Source organism: Acinetobacter lactucae, assembly GCF_013344765.1.
In the GTDB taxonomy this organism is placed as follows: Bacteria; Pseudomonadota; Gammaproteobacteria; order Pseudomonadales; family Moraxellaceae; genus Acinetobacter; species Acinetobacter lactucae_A.
Genome location: NZ_JABVBF010000010.1, coordinates 22,696 through 38,284, shown reverse-complemented (window position 1 = coordinate 38,284; position 15,589 = coordinate 22,696). Strand labels below are relative to the sequence as shown.

Annotated in this window: 16 protein-coding genes; 10 read left to right on the top strand and 6 right to left on the bottom strand. The window is 39.8% G+C overall.

Annotation, left to right across the window (positions count from 1 at the left end; genetic code table 11):
• Positions 1 to 219: 219 nt before the first annotated feature.
• The 5 genes from HUN22_RS02470 to HUN22_RS02450 are packed head-to-tail and all read left to right on the top strand — an operon-like array spanning position 220 to position 5,110.
• Positions 220 to 1,470 carry a dienelactone hydrolase family protein gene (locus HUN22_RS02470; RefSeq protein WP_108010512.1) on the top strand — a complete coding sequence of 417 codons (1,251 nt, stop codon included), beginning with the start codon at positions 220 to 222 and terminating at the stop codon, positions 1,468 to 1,470.
• A 12-nt stretch (positions 1,471 to 1,482) separates the two neighbouring features.
• Positions 1,483 to 2,268 (top strand): SDR family oxidoreductase, encoded by a 786-nt coding sequence (locus HUN22_RS02465; RefSeq protein ID WP_004792468.1) that lies wholly within the window; start codon positions 1,483 to 1,485, stop codon positions 2,266 to 2,268.
• A gap of 43 nt (positions 2,269 to 2,311) precedes the next feature.
• Positions 2,312 to 3,550: a styrene monooxygenase/indole monooxygenase family protein gene (locus tag HUN22_RS02460; RefSeq protein WP_213067324.1), complete on the top strand. Its 1,239-nt coding sequence runs from the start codon at positions 2,312 to 2,314 to the stop codon at positions 3,548 to 3,550.
• 28 nt (positions 3,551 to 3,578) lie between these two features.
• Positions 3,579 to 4,109 carry a flavin reductase family protein gene (locus tag HUN22_RS02455; protein ID WP_004792464.1) on the top strand — a complete coding sequence of 177 codons (531 nt, stop codon included), beginning with the start codon at positions 3,579 to 3,581 and terminating at the stop codon, positions 4,107 to 4,109.
• Positions 4,110 to 4,162: 53 nt separating this feature from the next.
• Positions 4,163 to 5,110, top strand: coding sequence for a SphA family protein (locus tag HUN22_RS02450; protein WP_108010516.1), 948 nt, complete (start codon positions 4,163 to 4,165; stop codon positions 5,108 to 5,110).
• 57 nt (positions 5,111 to 5,167) lie between these two features.
• Here the strand turns inward: HUN22_RS02450 and HUN22_RS02445 are convergent, their stop codons facing one another.
• The 4 genes from HUN22_RS02445 to antA all read right to left on the bottom strand — a co-directional run bounded on the left by HUN22_RS02445 (position 5,168) and on the right by antA (position 9,626).
• Positions 5,168 to 6,226: an AraC family transcriptional regulator gene (locus tag HUN22_RS02445; RefSeq protein ID WP_004792462.1), complete on the bottom strand. Its 1,059-nt coding sequence runs from the start codon at positions 6,224 to 6,226 to the stop codon at positions 5,168 to 5,170.
• A gap of 449 nt (positions 6,227 to 6,675) precedes the next feature.
• Complete coding sequence (antC, locus tag HUN22_RS02440; RefSeq protein ID WP_174726374.1) at positions 6,676 to 7,704, bottom strand: anthranilate 1,2-dioxygenase electron transfer component AntC; 1,029 nt, start codon at positions 7,702 to 7,704, stop codon at positions 6,676 to 6,678.
• Positions 7,705 to 7,716: 12 nt separating this feature from the next.
• Entirely contained in the window at positions 7,717 to 8,208 is a 492-nt protein-coding gene (antB, locus tag HUN22_RS02435; RefSeq protein WP_000076809.1) for an anthranilate 1,2-dioxygenase small subunit, read from the bottom strand.
• A gap of 2 nt (positions 8,209 to 8,210) precedes the next feature.
• A complete protein-coding gene (gene antA, locus HUN22_RS02430) occupies positions 8,211 to 9,626 on the bottom strand; it encodes an anthranilate 1,2-dioxygenase large subunit (RefSeq protein ID WP_033850044.1) in 1,416 nt (471 codons plus the stop codon).
• Between the two features lie 220 nt (positions 9,627 to 9,846).
• On the opposite strand from antA, the gene HUN22_RS02425 reads away from it, so the two are divergent.
• The 4 genes from HUN22_RS02425 (at position 9,847) to HUN22_RS02410 (ending at position 12,487) form a co-directional block, all read left to right on the top strand.
• The gene (locus HUN22_RS02425; protein ID WP_174726373.1) at positions 9,847 to 10,197 is read left to right on the top strand and encodes a winged helix-turn-helix domain-containing protein; all 351 of its coding nucleotides are present in this window, start codon (positions 9,847 to 9,849) and stop codon (positions 10,195 to 10,197) included.
• 190 nt (positions 10,198 to 10,387) lie between these two features.
• Positions 10,388 to 11,173, top strand: a complete 786-nt coding sequence (modA, locus tag HUN22_RS02420) for a molybdate ABC transporter substrate-binding protein (protein ID WP_174726375.1) — start codon at positions 10,388 to 10,390, stop codon at positions 11,171 to 11,173.
• Complete coding sequence (gene modB / locus HUN22_RS02415) at positions 11,170 to 11,862, top strand: molybdate ABC transporter permease subunit (RefSeq protein ID WP_174726372.1); 693 nt, start codon at positions 11,170 to 11,172, stop codon at positions 11,860 to 11,862. Before modA ends, modB begins: the two co-directional genes overlap by 4 nt.
• A 4-nt stretch (positions 11,863 to 11,866) precedes the next feature.
• The gene (locus tag HUN22_RS02410; protein WP_174726371.1) at positions 11,867 to 12,487 is read left to right on the top strand and encodes an ATP-binding cassette domain-containing protein; all 621 of its coding nucleotides are present in this window, start codon (positions 11,867 to 11,869) and stop codon (positions 12,485 to 12,487) included.
• Positions 12,488 to 12,530: 43 nt separating this feature from the next.
• On the opposite strand, the gene HUN22_RS02405 is transcribed toward HUN22_RS02410, so the two are convergent.
• Together HUN22_RS02405 and HUN22_RS02400 are read right to left on the bottom strand one after the other, a co-directional pair.
• Positions 12,531 to 14,135: a PepSY-associated TM helix domain-containing protein gene (locus HUN22_RS02405; RefSeq protein ID WP_174726370.1), complete on the bottom strand. Its 1,605-nt coding sequence runs from the start codon at positions 14,133 to 14,135 to the stop codon at positions 12,531 to 12,533.
• 2 nt (positions 14,136 to 14,137) lie between these two features.
• Entirely contained in the window at positions 14,138 to 14,428 is a 291-nt protein-coding gene (locus HUN22_RS02400) for a hypothetical protein (protein WP_174726369.1), read from the bottom strand.
• Between the two features lie 413 nt (positions 14,429 to 14,841).
• Here HUN22_RS02400 and HUN22_RS02395 point away from each other — a divergent pair, with 413 nt between their 5' ends.
• Positions 14,842 to 15,576: a 4'-phosphopantetheinyl transferase family protein gene (locus HUN22_RS02395; protein ID WP_174726368.1), complete on the top strand. Its 735-nt coding sequence runs from the start codon at positions 14,842 to 14,844 to the stop codon at positions 15,574 to 15,576.
• Positions 15,577 to 15,589 lie beyond the last annotated feature (13 nt).

The following is a 15,589-nucleotide window of genomic DNA, read 5'->3' as shown; positions in this document are numbered from 1 at the left end:
CTAATCTTCATCCATTTTTTCCAAATTAGATAAAAAGTATTAATTTAATTTTTTAATTTAAAGTTATGAAATTTATTAGTTTTCTTATTTTTTGTGTTTTATCCAGTTTGATGAATTTTGATAATTGCGCAGAGATTGGATAGTGCTTGCAGCTTTTGGACAGTCTAAAAAAAAATTCGGATAGAAGATAAAGCCATAACAATGTCAGGAGTTGACACTATGGCTGGTCAAACCGTTCAAATTAAAACAGCATCTGGAAAGCAGTTCAGTGCATATCTAGCGACACCAGAAACAGGAAAAGGACCTGGAGTGGTGCTTTGTCAGGAAATCTTTGGGGTGAATGCAGCCATGCGAGAAAAAGCAGAATTTCTTGCAGAAGAAGGCTATACCGTTTTAGTTCCTGATTTATTTTGGCGTGTAGCACCTAATATCGAACTGGGTTACACACCAGAAGATTTTCAAAAAGCTTTCGAGCTTTATCAGCAATATGATGAAAACCTCGGTGTTGAAGATATTCAAGACAGCTTAGCGTTTTTAAAGACACGACCAGAATGCGATACCTCTACAGGTCTCGGCGTAGTGGGCTATTGTTTGGGTGGAAAGCTTGCGTATTTGGCAGGCTGCCGACTTTCGGAAGTGGCATGTGCTGTAGGTTATTACGGTGTAGGCATTGAAAAAGCCTTAGATGAGTTAGCCAACGTAAAGGGGCGTTTGGTTTTACATATTGCAGAACTGGACCAATTTACACCGCCAGATGCTAGACAAGCGATTGTTAATGCAGCCAACCAATATTCAAATGTACAGGCCTATGTTTACGAAGGTGTTGATCATGCCTTTGCACGCCCTAAAAGCAATCATTACCACAAACCTTCAGCACGCTTTGCCCATGAACGTACAGTAACCGCTCTACATGACACGATTGGACCGAAATATGACTTAGTTGCTTTATGGGAAGAGCATATTCGTCATGAGTTCGATACGCGTGACGTGCCAGCAACCATGGCAACAATGGTCGCAGAACCGTATGTCAACCATATTCCAACCTTAACTGGCGGTGTAGGTCAAAGCCAGCTCGCTCGTTTTTATCAATATCATTTTGTTCATCAAAACCCGAAAGATATGAAGATCACTTCGATCTCTCGTACGGTTGGTTCAACGCAAGTGGTAGACGAGTTCATTATGAGCTTTACCCACGATGCTGAAATTGACTGGTTATTACCGGGTGTAAAACCGACTGGTAAATACGTCGAAATTCCAATGTTAGGTGTAATTCAGTTCAGAGGTTCAAAGCTGTGTCATGAGCATATTTACTGGGACCAAGCATCGGTACTGGTTCAAATTGGTTTATTAGACCCAACAGGCTTACCCGTTGCAGGTGTAGAGACCGCGCGAAAACTTCTTGATGAAGATCTTCCTTCAAATACGTTGATGCCATCTTGGTCAAGTAGTAAAGGCAAGCCAGTCAATTAAGGAGGATCTGCAATGAATATAGATTTAAAAGGAAAAGTCGCTGTGGTGAGCGGCGGAGCAACACTCATTGGTAAAGCTGTTGTACAAGCTTTGGTGAGTGCGGGTGCTCATGTTGCTATTTTAGATATTGATGCCAAAGGCAAGGCGATTGCAGAAAGCTTTAACCATGATGTGATGTTTATTCAAACCGATTTAACCAGCGATGCGGCTATTCAACAAGCTGTGGTAGATATTCACCAACATTTAGGTGAAGTGAGTTACTTGGTGAATTTGGCATGTACCTACTTAGATGATGGTTTTAAATCTTCACGTCAGGACTGGTTACAAGCACTCGATCTTAATTTGGTCTCTACCGTTGAGCTGAGCCGTGCTTTATACACTGACCTAAAAAAGCAGCAAGGTTCAATCGTTAATTTTACTTCAATCTCGGCCAAAGTGGCACAAACAGGGCGCTGGTTATATCCAGTTTCTAAAGCCGCGATACGTCAACTCACACAAAGCATGGCAATGGATTTTGCTGCCGATGGTATTCGCGTCAACTCCGTTTCACCGGGTTGGACATGGTCTCGTGTCATTGCAGAAGTCAGTGGTAATAACCGTGAAAAGGCCAATAGCGTGGCAGCCGATTACCACTTGCTAGGCCGATTGGGCCATCCCGAAGAAGTCGCCAATGTTGTTTTGTTTTTATTGTCACCTGCTGCGAGCTTTGTCACCGGAGCAGATTACGCAGTCGACGGTGGCTATTCAGTGATGGGCCCTGAAGGATCACAGCCTGCTATTCCACGCTTAGCCGAATAGCACAGCGTTTTAAAAGTACATTTAGAAAACTATGGAGAATATTATGCGCCGTATTGCAATTGTTGGAGCAGGACAGTCTGGTTTACAGCTTGGTTTGGGGTTATTAGATACAGGTTATGACGTGACCATGATCACCAATCGAACTGCCAACGAAATCCGTCAAGGTAAAGTCATGTCAAGCCAGTGTATGTTTCATACCGCTTTACAAACTGAACGTGACTTGGGACTAAATTTCTGGGAAGAACAATGTCCAGCAGTAGAAGGCATTGGGCTAGCTTTAGTTAACCCTGAAAATGGCGGTAAAGCATTTGAATGGAGTGCTCGTCTTGAGCGCTACGCTCAATCAGTCGATCAACGCGTCAAAATGCCATATTGGATGGAAGAATTTGAACGCCGTGGCGGTCGATTGGTGATTCAGGATGTTGGTATAGAAGAGTTAGAACAACTCGCAAACGACTACGAACTTGTCTTACTCGCGGCTGGTAAAGGTGAAGTTGTTAAACAGTTTGAGCGTGATGATGCACGCAGTGTTTTTGATAAACCTCAGCGCGCTTTGGCATTGACCTATGTCAAAAACATGAAGCCAATTTCCCCATACTCTCGTGTGACTTTTAATATTATTCCAGAAGTGGGCGAGTACTTTTCATTTCCAGCACTTACCGTGAATGGGCCTTGCGACATTATGGTCTTTGAAGGTATTCCAAATGGGCCAATGGACTGTTGGCAAGATGTGAAAACACCTGAACAGCATCTGCAATGTAGTTTGGACTTACTCAAGAAATTTGTACCTTGGGAATATGAACGCTGCGCAAATGTTGAGTTAACCGATGCTGGTGGATATTTAGCAGGACGTTTCCCGCCGACCGTACGCAAACCCGTTTTAACCTTACCCTCTGGCAAGAAGATTTTTGGTATGGCAGATGCCTTAGTGGTGAATGACCCGATTACCGGTCAAGGCTCAAACAACGCTGCTAAGTGTAGCAAAATCTATTTCGATGCAATTTTAGCCAATGATAATCAAAACTTTAGCGAACAATGGATGGTTCAAACTTTTGAACGTTATTGGGCTTATGTAGAAAAAGTCGTGGCTTGGACCAATAGCTTGTTATTACCACCAGAGCCTCATGTCGTTGAACTACTAGCAGCCGCAAGCCAAAACCAAAGCATTGCTTCTATTATGGCCAATAACTTTGATGACCCGCGCGCTTTTGCCCCTTGGTGGTTTGATGCAGATGAAGCTCAAGCATTCTTGGCCTCAAAAACCGCAGCAAAAGTGGCTTAAGGGCAAAACAGCAAAGGGAGAATTAAAAATGGACACAATTGAAACTTTAGCTTTACAAGCGATTAATGCTGAAAACCCAAGAGAAATTCGTAATTTGCTTGGACAGTTTGCAACTGGCGTTACCGTGATTACAACTCGTGGTAAAGATGGCCGGAAAATAGGCATGACAGCCAATTCATTTTCTTCACTGTCTTTAGATCCACCATTAATTTTGTGGAGCCTTTCAAAAACAGCTCCAAGTTTGTCTGATTTTGTAGAAGCTGAATATTTTGCCATTCATATGTTGGCGCAAGAGCATCATCAGCTTTCTGGGCATTTCGCTCGAGGTGCTGACGATAAATTTGCAGGCATTGCCCATCAGCAATGCAATGCTGGCGTTCCAATTTTATCCGATGCACTCGCAACCTTAGTTTGCCGAAATGTAAATCAGTATGAGGGTGGAGATCACCTGATTTTTATTGGTCAAATTGAACAATACCAACAACGCCAAGGTGAACCATTGGTATTCCACGCAGGAAAGTATCGGATTGCCGCAGAGCATCCAGAATTAGCACATTAATTCACCATAATCACGATCAATCCGGTCGTGATTTTTTTATAGGAAATAAGAAGATGAAAAGCACTTTAATTAAACATGGCTTTTTAGCAGGGACATTGTTGGGTTTGCCATTGGTTACACATGCCTATGATTTACCGACCGTAAACTTAGGTATGACCAGCTTTCTCGATGGCGGCTTACCCGCAGGGCCCGGCTGGTATGCTCAAACCTACTTTCAAAATTACGATAGCAATAAACTGGTCGATGCCAATGGACAAAAATTAGGTTTGCCTAAAACAGATTTAAATTATCAAGTATTGGTTGAACAGATTAGTTATTTATCGAATGTCCGAGTAAAAGATAAAGCCAGTCTAGGCATGAATTTTTTAATTCCTTTTGTCAGCAAAATGGACATGGATGATGGCTTGAATAATGCTGCAATTAAGGCCCAAAGCGGCTTTGGGGACATTATGATAGGACCTTTTATTCAGTTCGATCCAATCATGGGTACACAAGGGCCGAAGTTTGTACATCGTTTTGAGTTTCAGGTGAATTTACCTACTGGGGAATACGACCAGCAAAAAGATATTAACCCAAGTAATAACGCTGTTTCATTTGACCCTTATTGGGCTGCAACATATTGGTTTAATCCAAAATGGACAGCTTCAACGCGTATCCATTACCTCTATAACTTTAAAAATGATGACCCAAGCTATGCATTTGCTGGAGCAAATGATATGCAAGCTGGTCAAGCAATTCATGCAAACTTTGCAACAGACTATGCTATTACCGAACAGTTCCGCTTAGGACTAAATGGTTATTGGCTAAAACAAATCACGGACACCGAAGTTGATGGTGAAAAAGTCAAAGGTCGACGTGAACAAGTTTGGGCAATTGGTCCTGGTGCGATGTACAGTTTTTCTAAAAATGATCACTTAGTTGCAAATGCATATTTTGAGCAAGATGCTGAAAACCGCCCAGAGGGAACACGACTACAAGTTCGTTATGTCCATCATTTTTAAATTATAAAAAAAGCCTTTTATATCAATCAATATAAAAGGCTTTCGTCTATTGTAAACTTAAGAAAAAATTGAAGTAATTAAGCCTGAACCTTCACTGTGACCAGATCGACGAGTAGACGAAGGTAATTCCCCATAGCGGCGTTTATATTCTTGAGAAAAACGGCCTAAGTGAGTAAATCCCCATTTAAATGCAACGTCTGTGACCGATAGATTTTCATTATGCATGAGTTCTAAATGAGCTTGTTCAAAGCGTAATTCCTTTAGATAAGACATTGGGGTTGTCCCCAAGTAATTTTTAAAACCAGTAAATAGTGTTCTCACGCTCACGCCTGCATGTTCAGCTAAAATTTCGACATTAAGCGGCTCATGTAAATGTTCTTTAATGTAGGCTTCTGTACGCTTCACAAAATAAGGAGAAACAGTTTTTTCTTTATGCTGATCTATTTTGTGTAATGCGTTATTGGGTTGACCATAAATGAGAGCATTAAATAAATTTGACTCAAACTGTTTAAAGGCTAAAGGATGATGGAGAGGGTGTTGCTCGCATGCTAGAGCATCCATCAATGTTCTAACCAGCTGCAAAAAATAGGCTCCACCTTGGGTAGAAAAATCTAATTTAGGGTCAAAAACGAGTAAGTTATTCTCTGAATCCGCAATGTGTTGACGGCAATGGTAAGTAAAATCATCCTTTGACACTTTTAGAATAAGCTGGGGTGAGTTTGCATGCCAGCGCATACGTAAAGATTGCTGAGGAGAAATAAGAGAAGCAACTTGAGAATAAGAAATAAACTTTTGAGAACCAAACTCGATTTCTGCGTAGCCTTGAGTTGGAATTTGAATAAGGTAAAAGTTATCAAGGTGATCTGGTTCAATAATGACATCTGCGCCATATTCCAAGCGACTAATAGATAGTGCGCCTGTTTTAACATGGTGCATGGTTGCACTGAAATCTCGCTTCTGCTGAGAGATTTTAAGATCATGCGGTTTAAAAATCTGCCCTACATTTCGGCAAGTTTCGCTTAAATCGTGGTGATCAAAGACCAGATTATGATTGGTAAAGATAGACTCATTTTGAAAATGACGTCCATTGAGTTCGTGGGAGTTGGCTTGGTTCATATTTATCCCTTTTGGCTCACTCCTGTATTTACTTGTGTTGTAAAAGCTTTAAAACTTCGCTGCACATCAAGTAAATACGGCACTTAAAAAATTAAGTTACTCGCAAATTACAATGAGATATAAGCAAAATACAGACCAATTTAACCGCTAATTAATATGATTTTCTCAAATTTTTAAGTCGGATTTTGTCCATCAATTTAATACATTCGAGAAATAGAATAGGGGAATATAAAAGGTGCTATAAGTTAATCTCATCATGATCTTATTCCTTAAGATCTATCAAAATTTATAGCAAATCCGAGCGAACTGGTCAATTTATTTTGTCGGAATTTATTTTTTATATTATTGATATATATTAACTTTTAATTTTTATGCAAAAATTCAATATACCCCTTGCAGAGTATATTGAATCATTTCAGGTTTCAGTGGTTTTTAAATTATTTATACTTTTAACGTGAGGTATTGCTTTGTAAAAACTTCTCGCTGTAAATACGATAGTTTTGCAAAGCTTGCTCATCCAACCAATTTTTAACGGCTTCAATCATTGGTGGGGGGCCACATAAATACATATCAAAAGCCTGCTCGGCCAGTTGATCTTTATTTAAGTGCTCATGAATATAACCTGCTTTACCTTGCCAAGCTTCCGTTGCTTTAGTCACAATCGGGTGATAACTAAAGTTTGGTAGCTGCTCCGCGTAGGCATGTAAACGCTGTTGTTCGCATAAGTCGGTTTCACTATTTACGCCGTAATATAACTGAACCGCAGGTGAGTTCGGTTGATCCACCAAGTTATCAAGCATTCCCAAGAAAGCAGATAACCCTGTTCCACCTGCCACAAAAACCAGTGGTCGCTGTACTTCACGTAAATAGAAACTACCAAGCGGTGCTTCAATAAGTAAGCTTTGTCCAACCTGACAACGATCACGCAAATAATTACTCATCACACCGTCTGGCAAGAGACGAATTAAAAACTGTAATTGATTGGTTGCGTTTGGTCTGTTTGCAAATGAATATGAGCGCCAATCTTCAGTATCTGGAATTTGCAAACGAGCATATTGACCCGGCAAAAACTGAAGTTGTTCAGCATGACTGCTCGCATCAAGATGCAAGATTGCTGTCGTTTCAGAAACCAGCTCAACCGCAGTCACTTTGGTTTCAATTTTTAAGGTATCACCAGCGTTACAGATCGTAGAATCATGATCGAAATAAAAAGCTGCATCTGATTTCACACGGGTCTGGCAAGCCAACATTTTTCGCTCAGCCAAATCACGTTCACTTAAAGCATCTTCATCGACATATTCTTGTTCATAGATACCAGTTTCACATTGCCCCTGACAGGTACCACAAACACCTTCACGGCAGTCTAGCGGCAGGTTAATTCCTTGGCGAACTGCTGCATCAAGCAGCAATTCGTCGTTATTTACCGAAATGAAAAAGGTTTTGCCATCGGCAAAGTTAAGTGCAACTGAATGTCCCATTTTTCATTCCCCTTAAACGTGATAGAAGTCTAAAACGGAATCAATTTTGTCATTCAGCAAAATGCTGTGTTGACGACGAATACGGAAACCATCTGCGGTTTGACGTAAAAGATAAGTCGCGTGTCCGTAAAAACAGCCTTCTAAGCCTTGACGGTTATAAAGCGTTTGCCATGCAACTTTTGCTTCAATTAATCCATCATCTAGTGTTTTAACTCGAATGTTGTTTATGCTGTGCAAAGTACGTGGTAATGGTGTTGCAGATGCCGCTTTTCCGGTACGAATACGGAATACACGATCTTCAAGCCCTGTACGGTCTGCATAATAAATATAAGACAAACCCTGATTTGGATCTTGAACATAGTTATGATCATCAATCCACTGTGGAATATGATATTCACTATCTTCATCGTAAAGCTCTAGGTAGGCATCCCAGTCATAAGCATCGCAAAGCTCTGCCTTTTTGTACAAAAACTGAGATACAGCAAAATGTAGTTCTTGTGACATGGTTACACCTCATCCATTACGGCATTGTTTTCAAAAGTAATATCTTGCATTTTCAATGCTTTCTTGTTTAAGCCGTCGAGCATGAGACGTTGCCAGTGTCCATGCTGATTTACATAGAGTCCTTCATGGGTAAACTCACGGCCAGTAATGACAGGTTGAATGCCTAAATCTTGTGAGTTTTTGGTCGCGCCATATTCCCAAGACTGACAACCGCGAGAAATATCGCTCCAACGTTCAAGTCGTGCCTGAAAACCTTTTTGTTGTTCACGGAATTCAACTAGATCATCTGGTGTACCAAGACCCGACACATTAAAGAAATCTTCGAACTGGCGAATACGGTTACGGCGTGCTTCCGCAGATTCACCTTTAACACCAATACACTGACTAATGACTTCGGTTTTATTCCATGCCACTGGACGAACAATACGAAGCTGTGAACTAATCTGGTCCATAAAGAATAGGCTAGGGTACAAGTTCAAATTTCTTAAACGGTGCATTGCCCATTCAGCATATTTTTCGCCGTACTTTTCAACCATATATGGCATAACTGTGCTGTAGCCCGGACGAACTGTTGGATTAGGCATGTCACTAAATAAAACACTATGGCCATTTTTAAAACTAAACCAACCATCGTCAGTTTCTGAGTCACCGGCACCTAACTTGCTATAGTCAAGCGTATCAAGCTCTTCACCTTTTGATGCATTGACTTGCTGACGGTGTTGGACTGTAGAAACATAGTTATAGTGAACGGTACTTACATGATAACCATCTAGACCATTTTCATTTTGTAGCTTCCAGTTACCTGCAAAGGTATAAGATGATTTGCCTTGTAGTACTTCGAGTTCACCTGTTGGGGACTGGTTAACCATTAAATCAAGGAACAGTTTTGCATCGCCCAAAAAGTCTTCTAGCGAATCTGTTGCTTGAGTATCAAGGCTTACAAAGACAAAACCACGATAGCTAGCAATACGGCCTTGCTTTAAGCCACGGCTTGATTTATCAAAATCTTCGCAATATTCACTCGGTGCTTTTACTTTGACCAAGCGGCCATCTGACTTGTAGCACCACGCATGGAATGGACAAGTAAATGTAGATTGGTTGCCTTTAGCAACGCGTGTTAATGTCGCGCCGCGGTGCTCACAAGCATTGACCATGGCGTGTAATTCGCCTTTACCATCACGGCTCACAATAATCGGTTGGCGGCCAATTTGAACTGTTAGGAAATCATGATTGTTTGGAATCTCACTTTCGTGACATGCATAAATCCAAACCTTTTCAAAAATAAGTTCCATTTCCAAGTCAAATAGTTCAGGCTCGGTAAACATATTACGTGCAATACGAAACACACCATCGTTAGGACGGAAGTCGATACATCCATCTACAAAATCATTCCATTGTTTTAAATTAGATGAGGTCATTGCTCAATCCTCCATTCATTCAGCTTTTAACTGATTGAACCGCGATTAAGCCTTAGCCTCTATCCGTTTTTTCCAGATCTTTATCCACTTTATGCAGTTTTGATCTTTTAATCACACTCTTTTTTAAGAGGCTATCAGTTTTAAATTTGTATGTGTCTTAACTTGTTAAACTTCCCTATAATGTTAACGAGCATAAAATGAAATTTTGCGAACTAAGTCCATGAAAGAAAAAAACTTAAAATTACAAATTAGAATTCTTTTAGAGCAGAACATCGCATTCGGCCCTGGAAAGGCAGACTTACTTGAAGCAATTGAGAGAACTGGTTCAATCTCACAAGCGGCAAAATCTATGAATATGAGCTACCGCCGTGCATGGCAGTTGGTAGACACCATGAATCAATGTTTCGAAACAGCTCTAGTCGAAACTCAAACGGGGGGAACACATGGTGGTGGGGCAGCCGTTACAGCTTTGGGCCAGAAAGTCTTACAACACTATCGTCAAATGGAAGTTAATGCTCGACAAGCCTTAGAACGTGATTATCAGATCATGAGTAGCTATTTAAAAAACTAAATTAAAAGATTTTATAGCGACTGAATCTTTTAATGTGGTATAGCTTTTGCTTAATCCAAAGTGCACGCTGAAAAAGCACTGCTGCATTCCAGTCATCTATATTTAACGAATTATGCTGTGCATAATCTTTGTATGGCGCTATATTCTTGGGTATATATCGCTGCAAAAAATGACAAAAAGGTAAGACATGATGATAAGTGATAGAAAGATAAAAAAATTGGTTTTTGCTTGTTCGATCCTTAGCATTGGACTGGTCTTTAATGTTACAGCTAAAGCTGAATCAGTTACTGTTTATGCAGCAGCCAGCTTAACCAATGTCATTAATGATTTAGAAAAAATTTACGAAAAACAAAACAATATAGAAGTCAAAACTTCATATGCTGGTTCATCAACCTTAGCTAAACAAATTGAAGCTGGAGCACCAGCCGATGTATTTATCTCTGCTGATACACAGTGGATGGATTATCTGCAAAACAAAAAATTAGTTGTAGCAAATAATCGTATAAATTTATTAGGCAACCGTTTGGTTCTAATTACTCCAAAAGGGCAGTCACTAAACGTAAAACTAGATAAAACCACCGATCCAAATAAAGTATTTACCAGAAAGATTTGTACAGGGGATACCAAAAGTGTGCCTGTAGGCAAATATGCTAAACAAGCTTTTACCAATTTAGGTTGGTGGAACCGTATTGAGCCAAAGTTAGTTGAAACAGAAGATGTTCGAGCGGCATTAAACTTTGTTGCGCGAGGTGAATGTCAGGTTGGCATTGTCTATGCAACTGATGCAGCGATTAGTAAAGATGTAACGGTAGTTGATGTATTTCCCGAAAATACCCATTCGCCAATTACTTATCCTGTAGGGTTGATTAAAAAGAATCATGACTCAGCAAAGTTCTATCAATTTTTACAAAGCGATCAAGCCAAAGCAGTCTTTAAAAAATATGGCTTTAGTGTGTTGGCTCCAGCAAAACCATGATGTTTTCTTTAACCCCAGAAGAACTCAGCGTTCTGCAACTTTCTTGTAGGGTTGCAGCAAGTTGTCTTGTAATCAGTATTATTCCTGCAATTTGTGTGGGATGGTTTTTGGCGCGTAAAGAGTTTTGGGGTAAGTCATTCATTGAAACATTGGTATTTTTACCTTTGGTACTGCCCCCGGTTGTGCCGGGTTATTTGCTATTACAAGTCTTTGGAAACCGCGGTATTATTGGACAATATTTGGCACCGCTCGGAATTGATTTTGCATTTAACTGGAAAGGCGCCGTTCTTGCATCAGCAGTGATGGGTTTCCCGCTATTGGTACAATCTATTCGGCTAGCGATTGAACTGGTCGATCAGCGTTTAGAAATGGCAGCAAAGACATTAGGTGCCTCATCTTTAGGGGCATTTTTTCATGTCACTTTGCCTCTTGCCAGCAGTGGCATTTTAATTGGTGCTATTTTATGTTTTTGCCGCAGTTTAGGTGAGTTTGGGGCGACCATTACCTTTGTGGGTAACATTTCAAATGAAACACGTACTTTGCCTCTAGCCATGTATAGCTTAATGCAACAGCCCGATACAGAAGCAACTATTCAAAGGCTTATTGTTTTATCATTAAGTGTGGCTTTTTTAGCCTTATGGTTTGCACAGTGGTTTCATCGTTATCAAAAGAAGCGTTTAGGACGGTAAAATTATGTTGATTGATTGCCGTTTTCAGCTACACATGGGTCAATTTCATATTGAACCTAGTTTCCAGTCAGATGCTTCTGTTATTGGCTTATTCGGTGCATCGGGTTCAGGTAAAACGTCCATTTTACATGCCATTGCTGGCCTGAACACACCGCGTAGTGGACTCATTAAGATACAGGACCAAACATGGTTTGATTCAAATCAGAAAATTAATTTAAGCACGCAAAAGCGTCATGTTGGATTGGTTTTTCAAGATGCTCAGCTTTTCCCGCATAAAACGGTAAAGCAAAATTTATTATTCGGTCTTAAGCATCTGTCCCAACAAGAACGTCACTTCGAAGCAGATTATATTATTGAGTTATTAAAGCTAGGGCACTTATTACAACGTATGCCTATCAAACTCTCAGGAGGGGAAAAACAGCGCGTGGCACTGGGTCGAGCATTGTTATATTCACCTAAGCTGTTACTACTTGATGAACCTTTGTCGGCACTAGATGCGAATCATAAAGCTGAAATTATTCCTTTTTTTCAGAAAGTAAAAGAGGAAATAAAAATTCCGATGATTTATGTGAGTCATGATATTCAAGAAATTAAACAACTGACCGAAACAATGTGGATTTTATAATTTTTCATATTTCACACATTATTTCAGTCATTGATTTATAGCGTTAATTAGCCCATAGACTACCTGTTGGAGCAGATTTTCGGCGATCTTGGGCTTGTTGATAAAAACGCCAGAAAGCGAAAGCAAAAATGATAGCTAATAAATCAACCACCAAAATTTCTCCGCCATGTACCCATAAGCCACTTTGAGGAATGAAGTAGGCTAAAAGGGATGTAAGCGGAATCGCAAATAGCACTAAAACCAAGGTTAACAGCAGTTGTGGTAAAGCTTTTGCATAGCCAATCACAAAGGTATAAATCAAACTCAGTAGGAAAATCGCATAATAACCATACATAAAGAGGTGATTCATGCTTTCAATGTTAAGCGCTGCGAAAAGCCAACGACTGGCCAACATTGTACCTACGACAGCTAAAACACACCCTAAACATGAACCTATAGTTAAGTTCGCGAGGAACACCACATCTTTACGTTGAACAGGAACAGGGTCTTCAGCACGCTTTTGTTTACGTGCACGGGTTTCAACCCAAAGGATGTTACCTGTATAAAATAAGAAAGCGCCACCGACACCTAACACAAAATAAATCCAACGTACGCCTGTACCACCAAAACTTCCAAAATGTAGACTAAACATGGCGTTGATTAACTTATTTCCAGCATCGGTCTGTGTGTTAATGCCTTTATGGTTAAAGTGCTCAACTGCATATGGGTTCATACGCATAAAGTCATGATTTGCACCACGCAACATCTGATCTGAGCTATAGAGAGCAATACGTGCATTGGCTTTTTCAGGTGTATCTAGACCACTGAACTGGATATAATCAACTGAATATTCAGGCGCTACTTTTTTAGCTTGAGCTAATATTTGCTGCACATCAATGTGCGTTTGTTTAGGTTGAATAAGCGCAGGGGGAGAACGCTGAAAAACAGGTTGTCCTTTGAGTGCAAGTTGTCCAATCGCATCATAAAAAAAGTCATGAAAAGCAAAGACAATAACGCTAATACTAATAATGATGTGGAACGGTAAGCTGGTAATTCCAATCACGTTATGCGCATCTAACCAAAAGCGCTTTTTATTTTTACCAGGACGAATGACAAAATAATCCTTTACCAAGGTAGGTAACAGAATGATTACCCCTGAAAGCAGGGCAAGAAAATATAAAATCGAAACAACACCCATCACATAAAGGCCTAGTCCGTGATGGCCTGCCATGCCGGGTATGCCTGCTGTTTCGTGTAACTGTTCGATTAACCAGCCAGCTTTAGATAAGTTTTCTTGAGCAACGATTAACTCTCCTTTACCATCTAAGCTTGCCATCCACGTGGACTGAGCAGCATTAAAGCCATCTCCACGTTCATGTTCGCTCCAAGTAATGGGTGCATAGTGAAATTCATTCGACGATAAATTCAGTGTGAAGCTGTTTTGTGCAGCAGGATAGGCAGTCTGTACTTTTTGGATAAGCTCGTTATATTGGTCGGGTGAGACTTTTGGTAAAACTTGCTGTGTTGGGGTAGCCCACTTACTAATATGGTGCTGAAACATGCTGAGCCCACCAGCAAAGAAACAGATAAAAAGCAAAATCCCTGCACATACACCCACCCAAGTATGCATGCTTTTTGCTAATTTCATGATGTCTGAACGTACTTTCATGTTTAACCCCGTAATACAAAAATACAGCTATACACTAGGGCATTGGCAATGGCTAAATAGATAAGCGCTTTTCGTCCAGTCGTAAAAAAATAGCTGCCAAATATAATAGGCATCCAACACCACGGAACGCTCCACATCCCCAATTGCACCAATAAATCCATGGCAATATAAGGTTGACCTAATAAAACAATCAAATTACCAATTGCGATAGAAAGGCTTAGACCTAATACACCACCTGCAAAAGTTTTACCCAACCAGTCTGGCTGGATAGGCGACTGAATTTTAGCTTTCATGAAACCAGTTTCCGTTTAAAAAGTGCCATAAAAGGAAGGAACGACCATGCAAAAATGATGAGCATGAACCAGCAAAAAGTGGCAACAACTTTCGGTAAGCTTACAAAGAGGGTAATGAATCCAATACCTAACAGAACTAAGCCTAAATACTTAAAAAGATTAGGAAGATGTTGAGACAACAGATTTTGGTTACTATGACTACAGTAAATACTGACTGCTCCCAACAGCGTTAATAAAAGTCCTATAAGTTTCATAATCGATGTTTTTAAATAAGTTGAAGTCAAAATTTACCCAACAGTATAAGTAAATAATAATTATTATCAAATGATAAATATAATTATTTATATATTTGCAGTATGTAAGTTAAGATAGGTGATAACTCATTAAAAATATTTATTTTGAAGTTGAATACAGTGAGTCCTTATCTATACATTCCTGAACAACTCGTTAAGTCAATTTTTGAAATTTCGAGTCCTATTTTTTTTACATCAGAGCTATTTTGTTATGGGATAGATTTATCAAAAACACAGCATTTACATATACACCAACAATTAGAGCATCCCCTAAAAATTGCTCAAGCGCGTGTCGAACGTAAAAATGAGTACTTATGTGGCAGGGTATTAGCTCAGGCAGTTTTAAATCATCATTTCGGTTTAGATCAGCCCATAATAACTTCGATGCGTGAACATTTGCCCATCTGGCCAACTCATATTTTGGGTAGTATTAGTCATTCTCAAAATAAGTTAGTTGTTGCGCTATCTAACAATGCGATTTATTTAGGAATTGATATCGAACATTGGGTGAGTTCAGAATTTGCTCAAGAGAGTGCGCATCTTATTTTAACGCCATCTGAGCTTGATTTATGGAAAAGTAAAGCGGCTGAGTTTTTTGATTTTGCCCGTTATGTGAGTTTAGTTTTCTCTGTGAAAGAAAGTTTATATAAAGCGGTTTATCCTACTGCAAAGCAATATATTGATTTTTTAGAAGCATCTATCGTTGATATTAATTTTGAAAATCAAACATTAACGCTAACTTTCTTGTCAGAAATTCAACAGCGCTATCAACTCTTAGAACAATATCAAGGTGGCTGGATCGTAGAACAAAACCATATTATGACTTGGGTTTTTCAAGCACGAAATTTTGCTTAAAACAAAAGAAGGC